The 17636-nt window shown below is 69.3% G+C and carries 16 protein-coding genes; 12 read left to right on the forward strand and 4 right to left on the reverse strand.

What is annotated here, in order from left to right; genetic code table 11:
- Positions 1-17: 17 nt before the first annotated feature.
- Positions 18-533: a hypothetical protein gene (locus tag Q664_RS07970; RefSeq protein WP_052517822.1), complete on the reverse strand. Its 516-nt coding sequence runs from the start codon at positions 531-533 to the stop codon at positions 18-20.
- A gap of 795 nt (positions 534-1328) precedes the next feature.
- On the opposite strand from Q664_RS07970, the gene Q664_RS51735 reads away from it, so the two are divergent.
- Positions 1329-2228, forward strand: coding sequence for a tetratricopeptide repeat protein (locus Q664_RS51735; protein ID WP_152621981.1), 900 nt, complete (start codon positions 1329-1331; stop codon positions 2226-2228).
- A gap of 51 nt (positions 2229-2279) precedes the next feature.
- Here Q664_RS51735 and Q664_RS07980 read toward each other — a convergent pair whose 3' ends face one another.
- Positions 2280-4028 carry a serine/threonine protein kinase gene (locus tag Q664_RS07980; protein WP_043391752.1) on the reverse strand — a complete coding sequence of 583 codons (1749 nt, stop codon included), beginning with the start codon at positions 4026-4028 and terminating at the stop codon, positions 2280-2282.
- Positions 4029-4381: 353 nt separating this feature from the next.
- Between Q664_RS07980 and Q664_RS07985 the strand changes: the two genes are divergently transcribed.
- The 3 genes from Q664_RS07985 (at position 4382) to Q664_RS62090 (ending at position 6272) form a co-directional block, all read left to right on the forward strand.
- Entirely contained in the window at positions 4382-5464 is a 1083-nt protein-coding gene (locus Q664_RS07985) for a hypothetical protein (protein ID WP_043391755.1), read from the forward strand.
- A 122-nt stretch (positions 5465-5586) separates the two neighbouring features.
- The gene (locus tag Q664_RS57480) at positions 5587-6153 is read left to right on the forward strand and encodes a DnaJ domain-containing protein (RefSeq protein ID WP_152621982.1); all 567 of its coding nucleotides are present in this window, start codon (positions 5587-5589) and stop codon (positions 6151-6153) included.
- Positions 6150-6272, forward strand: a complete 123-nt coding sequence (locus Q664_RS62090; RefSeq protein WP_268811379.1) for a hypothetical protein — start codon at positions 6150-6152, stop codon at positions 6270-6272. Before Q664_RS57480 ends, Q664_RS62090 begins: the two co-directional genes overlap by 4 nt.
- A 15-nt stretch (positions 6273-6287) precedes the next feature.
- On the opposite strand, the gene Q664_RS07995 is transcribed toward Q664_RS62090, so the two are convergent.
- Positions 6288-7421, reverse strand: a complete 1134-nt coding sequence (locus Q664_RS07995) for a hypothetical protein (protein WP_043391758.1) — start codon at positions 7419-7421, stop codon at positions 6288-6290.
- 212 nt (positions 7422-7633) lie between these two features.
- Positions 7634-7984 carry a DUF1428 domain-containing protein gene (locus Q664_RS08000; protein ID WP_043391761.1) on the reverse strand — a complete coding sequence of 117 codons (351 nt, stop codon included), beginning with the start codon at positions 7982-7984 and terminating at the stop codon, positions 7634-7636.
- A gap of 312 nt (positions 7985-8296) precedes the next feature.
- Between Q664_RS08000 and Q664_RS08005 the strand changes: the two genes are divergently transcribed.
- From Q664_RS08005 to Q664_RS08045, 8 genes are all read left to right on the forward strand, one after another.
- On the forward strand, positions 8297-9052 hold the full coding sequence (locus Q664_RS08005; RefSeq protein ID WP_043391764.1) for a class I SAM-dependent methyltransferase: 756 nt from the start codon (positions 8297-8299) through the stop codon (positions 9050-9052).
- Positions 9053-9064: 12 nt separating this feature from the next.
- Positions 9065-10126: an isopenicillin N synthase family dioxygenase gene (locus tag Q664_RS08010; protein WP_043391766.1), complete on the forward strand. Its 1062-nt coding sequence runs from the start codon at positions 9065-9067 to the stop codon at positions 10124-10126.
- Between the two features lie 51 nt (positions 10127-10177).
- On the forward strand, positions 10178-11053 hold the full coding sequence (locus Q664_RS08015; RefSeq protein WP_235216606.1) for a nucleotidyltransferase domain-containing protein: 876 nt from the start codon (positions 10178-10180) through the stop codon (positions 11051-11053).
- A gap of 40 nt (positions 11054-11093) precedes the next feature.
- The gene (locus Q664_RS08020; protein ID WP_084609607.1) at positions 11094-11549 is read left to right on the forward strand and encodes an ABA4-like family protein; all 456 of its coding nucleotides are present in this window, start codon (positions 11094-11096) and stop codon (positions 11547-11549) included.
- A gap of 103 nt (positions 11550-11652) precedes the next feature.
- On the forward strand, positions 11653-12234 hold the full coding sequence (locus Q664_RS08025; RefSeq protein ID WP_043391767.1) for an RNA polymerase sigma factor: 582 nt from the start codon (positions 11653-11655) through the stop codon (positions 12232-12234).
- Positions 12231-13010, forward strand: coding sequence for an anti-sigma factor (locus Q664_RS08030; protein WP_043391769.1), 780 nt, complete (start codon positions 12231-12233; stop codon positions 13008-13010). The genes Q664_RS08025 and Q664_RS08030 overlap by 4 nt, the downstream gene beginning before the upstream one ends.
- Entirely contained in the window at positions 13007-14587 is a 1581-nt protein-coding gene (locus tag Q664_RS08035; protein ID WP_200883677.1) for a caspase family protein, read from the forward strand. Before Q664_RS08030 ends, Q664_RS08035 begins: the two co-directional genes overlap by 4 nt.
- 40 nt (positions 14588-14627) lie before the next feature.
- A complete protein-coding gene (locus Q664_RS08045) occupies positions 14628-17594 on the forward strand; it encodes an Ig-like domain-containing protein (RefSeq protein WP_152621984.1) in 2967 nt (988 codons plus the stop codon).
- Positions 17595-17636: the final 42 nt, after the last annotated feature.

Here is a 17636-nt window from a genome sequence, read left to right on the forward strand (position 1 = left end):
CACCGGCACGGGACGGCCTAGGAGCCACCCATCCGTGGGTTCATCCAATCGACGATGCGGCTCAACGTGGCCGGGCGTGGGTTCTCCAGGGAGATCTGCCCGGTGTCGTCCCCCGTCACGGGAACCGGTGCTGGGAGGGACTCGATCCGGCCTTCCATCTTCAGGTAGGGCGACAGCCAGAGCCGGTACGAGAGCGGCATGAAACTGCTGAACGTCTTGTAGGCGATGATGTACTGCCGCCCCTTCCGCACCGGGTACTGGAGCACCGCCGTGCCGGTCTCGAGCGCGTTCTGGACGTAGTTGCCCCCTATCTGGGTGAGGTTCGCGCCATCCTCGATGGACGCGATGGTGAGCGGATACCCGTAGCCATGGACGTAGCCGCTCGGGCCCACCTCGATGACATCGGACATCATGGTCACCACGCCGCTCTCGCGCGCGGTCACCACGAAGGCGTCGTAATGGAAGTACTGAGGCGCCTGCAGGGAGCGGGTGGTGAGCACGCCACGGAAGGAGCGGTCCTCCTGCGGCAACACGCCGGCGGCTACCTCCTCCTCGGGAACCGCGGTCAGGGTATGGGAGGACGTTCCGGCCGGAGCAGGATGGGTCGGTACGGGATTCGGCTCGGTGGGTCCGGGATTCGGCTCGGTGGGTCCGGGCTCCGGCTGGCATCCGGTAACGACCACTTGCGCCAGGAGCAGGAACAGAACGACAGGACGCGACGACTGCGAGTATTCCATGGGTCTTTCCCCAGGTTGGCCGGCCCCTCCGGCATGTTCGGGGACGCGCACCGGGCGGTCAACAGGATGTTGGCGGTGTCCGTGAACGGGTGCGCATCGCTTCCCGACCCTCATCGAGCCAGACCGTACCCGGTCCGTGCACGCCCGGGCCCAGGGAGAACATGTTCACTGCCAGGGTGGTCCACGATGCGGCCACGCCTCCATTGGCCGCTGATGGCCCATCCCCCGACGAATGGGTTTCGCCATCAATCCCAGAAATTCCGTGAGCGGATGAAATCCAGACAGGAGATGGCCCTGGTCTGGTCCCCCCGTAGTTTTTGTGGACGAGGAGGACTTGGCCTTCAATCTGGGCTAAAGACAGTCCTCGCCCAGATGCTCCATTTCATGTGTGCCATGCTCCACAAGAGAATCATCCCCGCCCTGCTCCTTGCCAGCTGGACGCCATTCCCTTCCGCTCACGCGGCTGGGGGAGAGACTGCCTCCGTCACGGTGGCGCCTGTCGCCGGCAAGGAGGAGCCTGCCGCCGTCACGAAGGAGGGTGCCGCCGCTCCGAAGCCGGAGGTGGCTGTCCCCCCCAGGATCTCGATTGGCATGATCAGCCGTGCCTACAAGAACGGTGAGTACGAGCAGGCCCTCGAGCTCATCGGGCTCGCGCGTCAGCACCCGTTGGATACGCCCGAGCTGGTGGCCCTGTCCCTCTACGAGGGAATCCTCTTGTATCAGGTGGGAAGGTTCGTGGAATCCGGAGATGCCTTCGAGATGGCGCTGCTGATCCGGCCCGAGGCGAAGCTTCCCGTGCCGGTCTCGCCCAAGATCGAGAGCCACTTCGAGACGGTCCGGAAAAAGGCTCAGATGGATCCGAGCACCACCACTCCCCCGACTGGCAAGCAGAAGCCTTCTTCGGGGACTTCGTCGAACTGCCCGTCCGGACAAATCATCCCCCCTGGCAGGACCTTGAAAGCACAGCAGTTGTGGCGCCTGGCCATGATGGAACAGATGCTGTGCCTGCGAGATATCCGGGGTGGCGAGGTGGCCAGGAGCTTGTCGGAATTCAAGACCCTGATTTCACAGGCGGGCTCGACGACCGAATGGATCCGCGCCATTCAGGAGATCGACCAGTTCGCCAAGGAGTACTCGGTCTACCCGTTCAACTCGGACTGGCAGCACGTGAAGTCCCTCGTGCCAGAAGAGCGTTGGGAGCTCGGGGACGAGGATCAGGACGTGGCACTACCCGAGGCCCCCGAATCACCCGATGAAGAGCCGGCGAGTCTCTTCGGTTGCCGGGCGGCCGTTGCTGCCGACTGCGAGCGGCTCATGCGACGCCTGCTTCTGCTCCAGGGTCAACTCCCCGGGGTGGCGTCCGAGAACCGGTTCACCGCGAGGACGGAGTTGCTGCGCCTGGGAAGGAAGGTTCGGGAGGCCGGCACCCGCGAGAAATTGAACACCGCCGAGAGAGACATCGATGCCTGGCAGAGCAGGTGGCGGCATTGACGCCCCGCCCTCCACGGTTCCTGAGATGGAGCCGTGGAGTGGACGTGCTCTTCAATCCTCGAGCATATCGATCTTGAGGATGTTGTCCTGCCCGGGTTTGACGTCGAACTCGCGCACGATCGTCCTGCCCGCGTGGACGAACTTGATGACGTGGAGCCCCGCGGACAATTGCAGGGGCTTCATGGGGGTGTCCCCCCTATTCATGCCATCCACGAAGACGGTGGCGTAGGGATAGACGCGCAGTTCCAGGTTTCCGTTGCCCCTGACCTTGGGCGCAGGCGGAGCAGCGGGCGTGGGGTCAACGACAGGGCTCGGCGGGACAACGGGCAAGGATGGCTGAGGGGCGGGTGGTGTCTCCTCCACCTGCGCGGGTGGCGTCTGCACCACCAGCTTGGGCGAAGTCTCCTCCGCCTGCTCGGCTGCCGTCTTCACCACCTGCTCGGTCGAAGTATCCTTCGCCTGTTCGGCTGACGTCGCCTCCTGGCCGGACGCACCCTCGGCGTTCGGCACGTCCGGCATACAACTCCCCGTAGCGCCGAGCAGGAGCATCAACACGCCAAGCGCCCATGACGGCATCCACCGCTGGGGCTTCGTCAGCGCCTGCTGCTGCCAGGGACCTCCATTGGAGGCTGGGATCACGATGGGCCCGGACGGCCGTCGAGGCCTCCCCGGGGCCGTCTGCGGCTCGGACGCGGGGCGCCGGCTCGGGGCTGTGACAAGAGCCCTTGGTGCCTCCTGATTCGAGGCCTGAGGGCCGCGGTGATTCGCCGTCATCGCCTCGTTCGGCGGCGAGGCAGAGCGCTTCCTGGTGAGGCCCGGGGGCACAGGAGTGGGAGTCTTGAGCGGCTCCTTCACCACGGGGATGCCAAGCCCGGGGTCCGTGTTGGCCCGGTTGATGAGATGCGCCACCTGCTGCATCGTCACGGGCGCGCCAACGGAGACAATGAACTTCTCCAGGTCTGCCTGGAAGGCGTGGCAATCCGCGTAGCGTTGATCGCGGTCCTTGGAGAGCACCTTGTTGAGGATGCGCCGCAGCGGAAAGGGAAGATCCTGACGGATCTCCGCCGCCGGGGTGTGCGGCTCGAAGAGGATGGCCTGCATCAGCCCGGCCTCCGACTCCGAGGCATACGGCCGCTGACCCGTGAGCAGCTCGTAGAGCACCACGCCGAGCGCGTACACGTCCGCGCGCCGATCCAACGGCTTCGCGCGCAACTGTTCGGGCGGCATGTACGGGAGCTTGCCCTTGACGACACCGCTCTCCGTCTTGTGGCTCTGCCCGGCGGCCTTGGCGATGCCGAAATCCACCACCTTCACCGCGCCCTGCCGGGACAGCAGGATGTTGTCCGGGCTGATATCGCGGTGGATGAGGCTCTGTGCTTCACCCGTCTCGGGGTCGATGAAATCGTGGGCGAAGGCCAACCCCTCGCAGGCGAGGGCGATGATCCGGGCGCACACCGCGGGGGGAAGAAGCTGCCCCTGGGCCTCGGCACGCTTGATGAGCGTGCGCAGGCTCGGCCCGTCGATGTACTCCATGGCCAGGAAGTAGGTGCCCTCGGACTCGCCGAAGTCGAAGATCTGCACGATGTTCGGGTGCGTGAGCCGGGCGGCGAGCTTGGCCTCGGACAGGAACATCTGGACGAAATCGGGTTCCGCGGCCAGCTCGGGCAGGATGCGCTTGACGACCAGGGTCTTCTCGAAACCCATGGGCCCGGCGGCCTTGGCGAGGAACACCTCGGCCATGCCTCCGGCGGCGAGCTTCCGCACCAATTCGTATTTTCCCAGCCGTTGCTGTTGCGTCACGAGTCCCCTCTTTTTCCCAGCGGTTCCGACAATTCCATGCCGGACTCCCGCGAGGGCGCGCTCTCAAGTTCAGCGGGCGCCTAAATATCAGGCTGCATTCAACTTGTCGTGCTCTTGTCTGAACACAAACCGATCACGGTGCGTTTTAAATCAGTACAGGCCTGGAGATCGGGCAAGCATTGTCTGAGTCAAACAGACTTCAGCGGCTCGCGAGGATGTCAGGATTGCAGTGGCACAGAAGTGAGCTGCCCTCGCTGTAACCATCCCGCCCGCCCGCGGCCTCCACCACTTCACGTTCATCCGCCGCGGCCAGTAGGATCCCGTCCTCTTCGCGTCCAAGAAGGATCCGCCGCATGCACGAGCGTCTGCCTCCGCCCTCCGTCGCCCCCCAGATGTGGGAGACGCTCTCCGACGCAGAGCAGGTCTTCACCCTCTCGATGCCGCGCGGATGGCGGAACCGGGCCTGGGTCCAGAACAACGGGTCCCTCCCCCACCAGCTCGCGACGACCGAGAGCCCCACGGGAGCGAGCACGATGTTCCTGGGCGATCCGACCATCCCCATGTTCGTCGAGCCATCCACGACGATGTTCGGCCCGCCGCCAGGAGCGGTGGTGCGGCCCTACACCTCCATCGAGCACTTCCTGCCCGCCCATGCCCAGTACCGCTTCGGCGGGCTGCCCGGCTTCCGGTGGGGCTCCATGGTGCCGTCGCCGGAGCTGTTCCAGAGGGTCAGTCAGACGCTCCAGCGCTCGGGCGCGGCTCAGGTGTGGGTCACGGCCGGCCGGCTCTCCTTCTCGTTCGACGAGGGACCGCGCCGGGTGCAGGCGATCCTGTTCGGCTTCAGTGCGAACCTCGGCCAGGTCTGCTGGATGGCCGATGTGCTCGGCATCACCACGGTGGGCGACCCCGAGGCCTTCGTCCCGGCGCTGCTGGAGATGCTGGACTCGCGGCGGACGAACCCGGCCGTCCTGCAGCGCCAATTGCAGGAGCGCGAGCGCTCGGCCGCGCAGCACCGCGCCAACATGGCGATGATCGAGCAGGGTTCCGCCCGCCTCCGGGCCAACCACCAGCAGAACATGGCGACACTGCAGAACATGGCGGCGAGCCACCAGGCGCGCATGGCGTCGCTGCACGAGAGCCACGAGGCGCACAACGCGGCCTGGCGGAATCAGCAGATGGTGCAGGATGCGGCCCACCACGCGCGGATGCACACCTCTACCTCCGACGACTCGCACCGCCGCTTCGTCAACACCATCACCGAGGAGCGCACCGTGATCGACGGCGCGGGGAACACCTACCAGGTGGCCGACGGCTACGACCGCTATTTCCGCCGCCGCTCCGACGGTGCCTGGATCGGCACCCGGGACCACCGCGGCCTGAACGACATCCCCGGGGTGAATCCCGATGACTACGAAGAGGTGAAGATCAAGCTGTAGCCGCCGGGCACCCTCGCGAGGCCTGGAAGCAGATGAAGCGAAATGAACAATGAGCGAGGGGGCTCCGGGTGCGCTGGTGGCTCCGTGCCTATGCTCACGGGAAATCAGCGGCCAGAGGCTCCATGCCGAACCTCGACTCCTGTTATGCGCTTCTCGGGCTGAGCCGTGGAGCATCGCAAGAAGAGCTCCGCGATGCATTCCATCGGGTCGCGAAGCAGCTCTACACCGACCCGTCAGGGCCGGACACGACCGCCCGCCTCCAGACGATTGCCGAGGCGTACAGCCGTCTCGAGGTCGCCTCTTCCGGCCAGGACTCCGCCGTCAGCCCGGGCCCATCGCCCCGATGGCTGTGGCGCTTGTGCGGCCACATCTCGTCCGCCCTGGCATGTGGAGGAGTGCGGCTCCTCGGGGACGGGACCGTCGAGCTGTGTCTCCAGGAGGATGAAGCCCTGACAGGGGGCGTGGCGACCCTGTCATTCGATACCGACATCGTCTGCCGGCGCTGCTCCGCCACGCCCGGGGCCGGCTGCGAGCGGTGCGCCGGCACCGGCCGTGAGCGCGAACGGGTGTCCTTCTGGCTCAGCATTCCGGCGCGCGTCGCCAACGGAACGGTGCTGCACCCCTCCGTCGAGCCGCTCAAACTGGCGAAGCCCATCAGCTTCATCGTCCGGGTCTCCCGGACCCGGTGACGCACCGCCACATCTACCTCGTCTACCCGCACCGTCAGCTCACGCCTCCGAAGGTGCGGGCCTTAGCGGACTTCATCGCCCGCTACTTCCAGCGCATCCTGGGTCACGCTCCGGCGTGACCCCGATGCTTCGTCTCACCCCTGGAAGACCTTCGAGAAGAACTTCTCGACGCGCGACTTCTCGGGCTCCAGCGTGGCCGCGGGCGAGGCCACGGCGGTCGCGGCGCCGGCGCCGGGGCGCAGACCGGCCGCGATGCCCGGCTTGATGTGGTGGCGCAGGTCGACCGCCACGTCGCTCTTGAGGTGGGTGCCCACACCCGCCGCCGCGTTGACCTCCGCGGACTGCTTGAAGAAGCCGTTCTCCAGACCGAGCTTCCCGCCCGCCTGGGCCGCCGCGCCCGCCACCACGCCACCGGTGACCGAGCCGTGCAGCCGGCCCAGGTGCCCGCCCGCCGTGCCGTACGCGCCCGCCGTGGCGGCCGCGCCCACCTGGCCCGAGAGCAGCGCCGTGGCCGTCCTCGGGTCCAGGGAAGCCACGCCCTCGGCGTAGGCGGTGGCCGAGGCCTTGCCCTCGCCCTTGATGTAGGCACCCACGTGCCGGTTGAAGTCGTGGCTCGCGCTCGCCGCGACGCCCACGCCCGTCTCCGCCTTGCCCGTCAGCGCGGCCGTGTACGCGTGGCTGTTGGTATCCGCCGAGACACCCGCCTGGGCGCTCGCCTTGAAGGAGTTGGCCTCGGCCGAGAGGTTGCCGGTGGTCACGCCCAGACGGCCCGCGTGCACCTTCTGCAGCTGGTAGGCGGCGTTGGGACCGGCGAGCTCGGCCTGGGCCGAGTAGTGGTGCACGCCACCGCCGCTGTGGCTCGTGGTGGAGGCCTGCATCGAGCCCACGTTGCCGCTCAGCGTGCCCCCGAAGACGTCCTTCTGGAAGGGGTTGCCCGGCCTGTCGATGAACATGTTCTGCTTGGCGCCCGCGGGAGCGGTGAGCTTGTTGTCACCACCGCTCACCATCAGGTTCGAGGACTCGCCCGTGGTCTTCTCCCAGGGGCTGTACGTGGGGCCGCCCTCGGGCATCCCCGGGTGCTTCAGCGGCTTGAGCTCCGGGGCGGCTGGAGCGGCCGCGGCGGGCTTGCCGGCCACGGCGGGCTTGCCGACCTGCGAGTTGGCCGCCGTGGGCGGCAGCGTGGAGGCGCGGGCCGGAGGCGTGAACTGGGACGTCTTGGGCGTGGGGAACGTCGCGGAGCGGGGCAGCTTGGAGCCGATGCGGGCCATGGGATTCCTCGGAAGGTGCGGGGTGGGTTCGGACCAGCGATGTCCTGACCTTTTGCACCCGGCATGCCATGCCCGGATCGCCCTCCGTGAGGAGGGAGTCCAACGTGATTTCAGGGAGTTACGAGGCGGGAGAGCCCTGGAGGGTGGTGAGCACAGTCACCAGCCCCCAGACAGCAGTCACCAGTCCCCAGACAGCAGTCACCACCTCTCGCTCAGGAGTCGAGCAGGACCGAGAACCCGCCGAAGATCATGCGCTTGCCGTCGAACACCATGCCCGGCATGTCCTTCATGCGCGGGTCCTCCATCATCTTCTTGTTGCCCTCGTCGCGGGCGGCCTTGGACGGCCACTCGATCCACGAGAAGACCACCGTCTCACCGTTCTCCGCCTTCACGGCCCCCTTGAAGTCGGTGACCTTCCCGTCGGGCACATCGTCGCCCCAGCACTCGACGACACGGGTCGCGCCATATTCCTTGAACAGCGACAAGGTCTTGGTGGCCATCGCCCGGTAGGCGTCCTTGTTGACGGCGGGCACCGGAATAACAAACCCATCAATGTAACTCATGGCGTCTCTCCTTCTTCGTGGGGTCCACGTCCCGCCTTCGCCGGCGCTGCTCACGAGCCTGACGAGCCATGCCTCGCCCGCCTGTTCCTCCGACAGCGCCTCGGGTCTCACCGACCTGGAGGTATCCGAGTGGAGCGGTTCATCCGGAACCTTCGGTCTGGCGGCCCATGTCCGCAATGCATCGGGAGCGAACCTGGCCTGACGACCGGGAAGGAGGCTCTCCCCGGGCCTCCGTCCCTCCTATACTTCGTGCCAACGTGGGCCTGTGTGGCGGGACGCTCCAGGCCCTGCCCCAGGGAGAGGGAAACCGGTATGGGAATCACGATGTCGCCGCAGGACTACGCCACGGCATTCCGCATCCTCGCGGCCTCCGCCCGGCACCCCGAGAACATCGGGCAGGCCGTCGAGGAACGCATCCTCTCCCGGCTCCCGAGGCAGCCCGCGCTGCTGGACGTCGGCGCGGGCTCCGGCAAGGTGGCCGAACGGCTCGCGCCGCACTTCGGCTCGCTCACCCTGCTCGAACCCAATCAGAACCAGATCGCCGGGTTCAAACACGAGAAGGCGAGGATCTTCCTCGAGCCCCTGGAGCGCTACGAGTCGTCCGAGCAGTACGAGCTCGTCGTGTGCTCGCACGTCCTGTACCACGTGCCCCTCTCCGACTGGGGAGACTTCATCGACAGGCTGCTCACGTTCGTACGCCCTGGCGGATACTGCGTGATCGTCATGGCCGCCGGCCGGGGTCCGACCTTCCGGCTGTGCCGCGACTTCTCGGAGACGATGCTCTTCGGCGAGCAACTGCTCACCACCATGCAGCGGAAGCAGCTGCCGCACGAGGTGCTCGCGACGATGAGCGGGTTCGTGGCGAACACCTTCGAGGAGATGCACTCGCTCTGCCGCTTCTTCGTGCTCGAGGGCTGCTACACGGCGGAGCAGCTCGCGGCCCTGAGCGAGGACGAGGTACGCGCGATGAACGAGAAGATCCGCATGCACGCCGAGCGCTGCCGGGGCGACGACGGAGTGTATCGCCTGGAGCAGGATGAGGATCTGATCATCATTCCCAAGCCGTAACCCCTCCATCGAATGAACTCCCCTCCCCCTTCCCGTGGATTCGAGCAGGTCCCCGTCATCGACGTCCGAGCGCTCGTGGACCCCTCCTCGACGCTTGCCGAGCGCCAGGCCGTCGCGGAGCAGCTGGGCGCCGCCTGCCGGCAGAGCGGCTTCTTCTACGTCGTCGGCCACGGCGTGGACGAGGCCCTCCAGCGGCGCCTGGAGACCGCGAGCCGCCGCTTCTTCGCGCTGCCCGTGGAGGAGAAGCTCGCCATCCGCATGGCGCGTGGCGGAGCCGCCTGGCGGGGCTACTTCCCCGTGGGAGGAGAGCTGACCTCGGGCCGCCCCGACCGCAAGGAGGGCCTCTATTTCGGAACCGAGCTCGGCCCCGAGCACCCGCTCGTGCGCGCGGGCACGCCGCTCCACGGCCCCAACCTCTTTCCCCAGGAGCCGTCCAGCCTGCGCGAGGCCGTGCTCGACTACCTGGCCGCGCTCACGCGCCTCGGCCACTCGCTCATGGGCGGCATCGCGCTCAGCCTCGGCCTGGAGGAGGACCATTTCTCCGCGGGCGTCATGACCGATCCGCTCGTGCTCTTCCGCATCTTCAACTACCCGCCCGGACCCGAGACCGCCGGGGACGGGCAGCCCGCCTGGGGCGTGGGAGAACACACGGACTATGGCGTGCTCACCCTCCTCAAGCAGGACGAGGCCGGCGGCCTCCAGGTGAAGTCCCGCGCGGACGGCGAGGTGCGCTGGATCGATGCGCCCCCCATCCCGGGCTCGTTCGTCTGCAACATCGGCGACATGCTCGACCGGATGACCCGGGGCGTGTACCGCTCCACGCCGCACCGGGTGCTCAACCGCTCCGGGCGTGATCGCCTCTCCCTACCCTTCTTCTTCGACCCGGGATGGAACGCGGAGATCCGTCCGCTCGAGGCCCCTGCCCTTCGCGACACCACCACCGCCGAGGACGCCCACGAGCGATGGGATCAGCGGAGCGTCCACGCCTTCCAGGGCACCTATGGGGACTACCTGCTCGGCAAGGTCGGCAAGGTCTTCCCCGAGCTGCGCTCCGAGGTGCTCTCGAATGGATAGCGGAGCTTGCACTCCAAGGGAGACCCCCACCGCGTCCCTGCATTGAAGGGCGTGGCCACGCGCTTCGCGGGATGCCAGATTGAGGGGATGGAACATCCCGTGCTTGCGCGTCTGGTCGAAGCGCTCCGGCTTGTCCGAGGCCTGGCGGCGATTGTGCTCGGAGGTTCGCGCGCACGGGGCACGGCGGGCCCCGCTTCCGACTACGACATCGGCCTGTACTACGAGCCCGACGCGCCGCTCGATGTCGCGGCACTCCAGGCGGCCATTGCCCCGCTCGTCGATGAGCCCTCGTCGACGGTGACCCGGATCGGCGAGTGGGGGCCGTGGATCAACGGCGGCGGCTGGCTCACCCTCTCGGGTGTGGAGGTCGATCTCCTCTACCGGGATCTCGGACGGGTGCGCGAGGTCATCGCCGAGGCTCGGCAGGGCCGCTTCTCGATGAACTACCAGACGGGCCACCCGCACGGCTTCTGCTCGACCATCTGGATGGGGGAGGTCGCGATCTGCCAGCCGCTGCTCGACCCTTCTGGCCACATCGCGGAGCTGAAGGGCCAAACCTCGCCGTTCCCGGAGGCGCTCAGGGACGCGTTGATTGCCCGCTTCGGCTGGGAGGTGGGCTTCGCCATCGAGAATGCCGAGCTCGCGGCCAGGCGCGCCGAGCAGATGCACGTCGCGGGCTGCGCCTACCGCTCACTGAGTTGCGTGGCGCAGGTGCTGTTCGCCTTGAACGGCCGCTATCTCATCAACGAGAAGGGCGCCCTCACCGAAGCGGCGACCCATCCGCTCACAATCGCGGGGCTGGCCAACACACAGGCCGACATCTGGCGCGACATCGGCAATGCGGACCATGCGAGCGCGCTGCGCCGGCTGCACGGCGTGTCCGACGCTCTGCGCGCGCTCGTCGAACAGGCGGGGACGAAGGGATGAGCGCGGAGGCAAGCCTCCGCAGCGCTCCCTCGCGGATTCGATGACACTGGCAAACAGTGGCGCCGCCTACCGCCAGGTGACTTCGATAAAAATCATTGGACAGATGATGCTGGCGCTGGCCCATCTTGGCTTCCTGCTGTTCGCGGCCTCCCCTCCCGAGGGCGCCAGCGCGGCGACCCTCGAGGACGCCATGCGGCTCTTCCAGGAGCCGTGGACGGCGTTGGTCTGTTGGATTCACTACCTGGTGTTCGACCTGTTCGTCGGCGCGTGGGTGGTCCGAGACGCGCTCCGGCGCAAGGTGCCCCACCTGGCCGTCGCGCCCCGTGTCCTGCTGACGTATCTGTATGGCCCGCAGGGGATGCTGCTGTACTTCATCGTCCGGTTCATCACCCGGAGGGTCCTCACCATGGAGGAGGCAACCGGGCCCACGAGCGCCTCCTCTCTTCCCTCCGCAGAGACTCCGGCCTCGGAGCGCCTGGTGATTTCCCGTGCGTGACGTGACGCGTTAAAACCAGGCTGGCCCGAAAAAACCTTCGTCCACCGGGCGGGCCCGCGGCGTTGTGGGCCATAGAGTGATTTCCGCCTTCCGCCCCAGTCCGATGCGTCCGACCGCGCTCGCTCCCGAGGACACGCCACCCGACTGGCTCGCCCGCTTCCACGCGGGAGAGCCCTCTCTGCTCGGCGAGTGCTACCGGGCCCACTTCGACGTGGTGTCGCACGCGGTGGGCGCGGTGCTGACCGGGGCGGACCGCGAGACGGTGGTCCATGACGTCTTCCTGCGCCTCGTGTCGCAGCCGTCCATGCGCTCGGGGTTCCAGGGCGGTTCACTGGCGGCGTGGCTGAGCGTGGTGGCGCGGCGGCAGGCGCTCGACTTCGCCCGCTCGCGCGCCCGCGAGAACGCCGTGGTGGAACGCTTCGCGGATGAGACGAGCGGGGCGTTCAGCGGGCCGGACGCGGAGCGGCTCGAGCGCCGGCTCGAGGCACAGCGGCTGGTGGAGCGCTTCCGCCAGGAGCGGCTGCCCGCCAAATGGGCACCGGTGTTCGAGGCCATCTTCCTGCGCGGACTGAGCCAGCGCGAGGCCGCCGCCGAGCTCGGCCTGAGCCGCACCACGCTCGCCTACCAGGAGCTGCGCGTGCGGCACCTGCTCAAGAAGTACTTCCTGGCTCCGGAGGGTCCATGAGCTCCACCACTCCCTGTGACTCGACGCGCCTGGTGGACGCGCACTTCGGCCGCGGAGGCCTTCCCCCGAAACGCGAACGCGCGCTGCGCGAGCACCTGCCCGGGTGCGCCACCTGCCGCGCCCGCTACGAGCGGCACCTGCTGCTCGCCGAGGTGGACCGCTCCATCCCCGGCGCCCAGGAGCGGCTCGCGCGTGGGCTCGGACTCCCCGACGCGCCGCGCATCCGCGCCTGGCCCGTGCCACTCGGCTTCGCGCTCGCGCTGGGCCTCTGCGCGCTGGTGCTCGTGCCGCGGCTGGCCGCCCCGCCCACGGCCGACGAGGGCTTCACCCCACGCGGCGGCACCGAGGCCCACGGCCCGGCCGCCGAGCCACCACCCGTGCTCGAGGTGTACCGGGTGCGCGACGGCAAGGCCGAGCCCACCGACGGGAGCATGCGCGCCGACGACGAGCTCGCCTTCGCCTACCGCAACCCGGACGGGCTGCCCTTCCTCATGGTCTTCGCCACCGACATGGCCGGACAGGTGTACTGGTACTACCCGAGCTGGACGGACCCGGACACCTCGCCCACCTCGGTGCCCGCGCGGCAGGGCGAGCACCCCTTCGAGCTGCCCGACGCCATCCGCCACCCGCTGCCCCCGGGACAGTTCATCCTCCACGCGCTCTTCACCCGCGATCCCCTCTCCGTCCACGAGGTGGAAGCGCGGCTCGCCCAGCAGGCCTCGCTCGTCGGCGAGGGCGAACACCTGACCCACCTCCCCCTCCAGGTCCAGCCGTGACGCGCTCGCTCGCCCTCGCCCTCACCCTGGTGGCCGCGCTCGCCCGCGCGCAGCAGCCTCCTCCCCCGCCCACGGAGGGCGAGGCACCGCGCGTGGCCAGCTTCGCGCTCATCCTCGGCGTCAACCACAGCTACGACCGCGCCCAACCGCCCCTGCGCTTCGCGGACGACGACGCCGCACGCTACCTGGACTTGTTCCGCCTGCTGGGCGCACGCACCTATCTGCTCGCGCGCCTCGACGACAACACGCGAAGGCTGCACCCGCAGGCCGCCGCCGAGGCGCTCGAGCCCACGTTGCCCACCCTGCGCGCCCAGGTGCGCCAGCTCGCGCGGGACATCGCCCAGGCGCGCGCGCGTGGCGTGGCCTCCGAGCTGTACGTGGTCTACGCGGGCCACGGCGCGCTGCGCGACGGTGCGGGCACGGTGAGCCTGGAGGACGGGCCGTTGACCGGCACCGAGCTCTCGCGTGACGTGGTGGAGCCCGTGGGCGCCAGCCGCGTGCACGTCATCGTGGACGCGTGCGACTCGTACTACCTGGCCTACGGCCGAGGCCCCGGTGGCGAGCGCCGGGCCCTCAGCGGCTTCGCCCTGCCGAAGGGCCTGGCCGGTGCGGCCAACGTGGGGCTGCTGCTGTCCACCTCATCCGCGCGCGAGAGCCACGAGTGGGAGGGCGTACAGGCCGGCATCTTCCACCACGAGGTGCGCTCGGCGCTGATGGGCGCGGCGGACGCGGACCGCGACGGGCGCGTGTCCTACCGCGAGGTGGCCGCGTTCGTGGCACAGGCCAACGCCGCCATTCCCAACGAGCGTTTCCGCCCGCAGGTGCACGCACGGCCGCCCGCCGGTGGTGACGTGCTGCTCGACTTGCGGCCGGGCCTCGGCCGCCGGCTCGAGGTGGAAGGCGCGCTCGGCGGCCACTACCAGCTCGAGGACGGCAACGGCGTGCGGCTCGCCGAGTTCCACTCCGCCCCTGGCCAGCCGGTGCACCTGGTGCGGCCGGGTCCCACCGACACCCATTACCTGCGGCGTGTGGGCGAGAACGAGCAGGAGTACCGGCTCCCGGCGGGGGACGGTGTGGTGGAGCTCGCCGCGCTCGAGCCACGCCCCCCGCAGGTTGCCTGGCGTGGCGCCGCACACGAGGCCTTCACCCGCCTGTTCACGCTGCCCTTTGGCCCGGAAGAAGTGGCGCGCATGAAGCTGCCACCCGCGCCCATGGCGCCGCGCGTGCCGCCCCCCGCCAGCCCCGCCGTGACTGAACCGAACAGCCTCATCGAGGGCGGCGCGATGGCGCTCGTGGTGGGCGGCGGCGCACTCGTTGGGGCGGTGGGCACCGCCGTGCATGCGCACGGGCTCGCCAACGAGCTGCCGTCCACGGCCCCCCAGTGGATGGTGGCCGAGCAGAACGCCCGCATCCGCGCCGCCAACACCACCATGATGGTGCTCGGCGGAGTGGGGCTGGGGGCGAGTGTCCTCGGCGGGGTGCTGCTCCTGTCGTCGGGTGCGCCCGCCACCACCCCGCTCCCCACCGTCACCGTGGGCCCTGGCGCGGGCGCCCTGTCCTTCAGCGGAAAATGGTGAGTTCGTCCACCGTCACGCCGAGCGGCGTTCCTCTCTCGACATGACCCGAAACCACCTCCGACCCAGGCCATGGCTGGCGCTGTGCGCCGCCCTCACGATGACCGCCGCTGGCTGTACCAGGGAGCTGACCGAGGGCAACCGGCCCTGCCCCTGCTCCGAGGGCTGGACCTGCTGCGCCAACAAATGCGTGCCCGAGGGGCAGTCCTGCGCCGAGCCCAACCCGCCGTCCGACGACCCGCCGTCCGACGACCCGCCGCCCGACAACCTGCCGCCCGACAACCCGCCGCCCGACACCACGGCGCCCGCCGCGCCGCGATTCACCGAGCCGTCGACCGGGCTGCTCACGCGTCAGCGGACCATGACCATCAAGGGCACGGCCGAGGCGAACGCGACCGTGTCGCTGTACCTCAACGCCTCCTGCGGCGGCTTCGCGGCGAAGACGACGTCCGCGGACACGGAGGGGCGCTTCGAGCTGACCGTCACCGTCGGGACCAACTCGCGCACCTCCCTCAGCGCGAACGCGCGCGACGCGGCGGGAAACACCTCGCTCTGCACCTCGCCGGCGCTCACGGTGGACCACGACGACATGAGCCCGATGGTGTCGGGCTGGAGCCTGGAGGGCTCCTCCATCGGGCGCGCCACCTCCGTCACCCTCAGGGGAACGACCGAGGCAGCGGCGCGCGTGAGCCTCTTCCAGGGGGAACGCTGCGAGGGCACGCCCGTCGCGGAGCAGGCCGCGAGCGCGGCCGGAGGCTTCATCTTCGTCGCCGAGACACTTGCCAACCAGACCGCCCATTGGACCGTGCGCGCCACGGACGCGGCCGGCAATGAAGGCGCATGCTTCGGGTGGGTGGCGAGCTACACGCACGACGACGTGGCGCCCGCCGCCCCCGCGGTGACCTCCACACTGCCCGCTTCGGGGACGAGCCGGTCGTTGAGACTCGACGGCACGGCGGAGCCCGGCACCACCGTGATGGTGTGGATGAACGCCACGTGCTCCAGCGACCCGTCGAACAGCGTCCTCGTTCCATCAGGGGGAAGCTGGTCATCCTCTGTCTGGGTGGCGAGCAACACCACCACCCAGGCCTCGGTCCGTGCGAAGGACCCGGCGAACAATCTCTCGGAATGCTTGCCGCTCGGCGGCTACACCCACGATGAGTTGCCGCCCGCCATCCCCTCGCAGCTGGCCACCTCGCCCGCCTCGCCCAACAACGTGACCCGCACGCCGGAGCTGACGGGCCTCACCGAGCCGGGCGCGCGCGTGTTCATCAAGGGCAGCGAGTGCGGTACGGGCAACGGCCAGACGCTCGGCGAGACGCAGGCGGGCGAGAATGGGACATTCCGCATCACGCTCACGCTGCCCGCCGACGCGTGCACCCTGCTCGTGCACGCGCGCGACGCACTCGGCAACACGAGTGGGAGTGCCTCACTGCGCTACGTGTATGACATCACCCCGCCCCCGCCGCCCGAGCGGCTACGGCTCGCGGCACCCTCGCCCTCGGCGGTGGAGACCCGGGTGAGCGTATTCGGCACCGCTCCGCTCGACACGCGCGTGCAGGTCTTCTCCCAGGAGGAGTGCCAGGGGCCCGTGCGAGCCGAAGTCACCTCGGTGCGCGGTCCCACCGCGACCGACCCCACCTGGTTCGAGGCGCCGCTGGAGGCCGAGGCCGAGGCCACGACGCGCTACTCCGCGCGCACGGTGGACGGCGTGGGCAACCCGTCCGGCTGCGTGGCCGTGACCGGCGCCTTCGAGCACGCATCAGGCGCCCCCGGCTGGCGGGCACGCGAGGAGCTGACGTTCGGCCCGCGGCACCTCGCGCACGACGAGCAGGGGTTCACCTTCGCGTTCGATGACCAGAGCACGAGCGAAAGCCCGTACGCGCCCAAGCGTGTGAAGGTGGCACGGCGCGCGAGCGCCGGGGACGGCACGTCCTGGGGTACGCCGCGCGTGCTCACCTCGGGTGCCTCACACGGCGGCGAGCCGCGGCTCGCGCTGAACGCACGCGGCGACGCCGCCGTGGTGTGGGCGGAGGACCATGGCGTGGATCCGGTGCGGCTGGTCCGCTTCGACTCGCGGACGGGCACGTGGACCGAGCCGCTCGCACTCACGGTGCTCGGCAGCCCCACCGGCCAGGTGGCCGTGGCGCTCGACGCGGGTGGGAATGTGACGGCGTGCTGGCTCAGCCAGCACTCGGATGGCATCGAGCGCGTGTGGTGCGCGCGCGTGCCGTCATCCGGCCCCGTGGAAGCCTCGGAGACCCTCGCGAACGTGACCCCGAACGCCCGGCTCGAGGGGGCGCTCACGGCTGGGGGACAGGTGCTCCTGGTATGGAGCGAGGACATCGGTGACGAGAAGCGCACCTACCGCGCGCGGACCCTCGTACCGGGCGCGGGTTGGGGGGCCATTTCGGATCCCACGGAGGGTGCGACGGGCGCGCTACGGCTGGGGGCGACACGCCACGGGCTCGGCTGGGTCGCCTATAGCGGTGTGTTGGGGACCTTCCTGCGCCGGTTCGATCCAGCCGCGGGGGGCCTGCAGGCCGCGGAGCTGGTGGCGCCGCGCGAGTTCGAGCAGTTGAGCGTCCTGCTCGAACCCGAGGGGGACACCGTGATTGGCGCCGCCGGGTGGGGAATCACCACCGTGTGGGTGGGCCACCGGGCGCCCGGCGGCGCCTGGGCCTCGAGCACCCTGACCGTCCCAACGGTGTTCGGCTCCTACAGCGTGAAGCTGACCACGGCCGCCCCGGGCGAGGCCTGGGTGTTCTGGGATGACCGTTACGGCCCCCCCACCCAGGGCTTCAGGAGCAACTACTGGCGCGCGGGCATCTGGGCGCAGCGCTTCCGCGCGGGGACTGGCTGGGGCGAGGTGCGGTTGCTCGAGGTGGACCCGAGCTCGTACGTGCACCTGGAGGCAGCCGACGGTCAGCCTGACGGCCTCGTCACCCTCACCTGGCGGTACGTCAACACCTGGGGCGAGTACCCCAGCGCCCTGCGCATCTTCCGCTGACACGCGCCCGGCACGACGGCCCCCCACGACGGTGGGTGACGG

It is taken from the genome of Archangium violaceum Cb vi76 (genome assembly GCF_000733295.1).
In the GTDB taxonomy this organism is placed as follows: domain Bacteria; phylum Myxococcota; class Myxococcia; order Myxococcales; family Myxococcaceae; genus Archangium; species Archangium violaceum.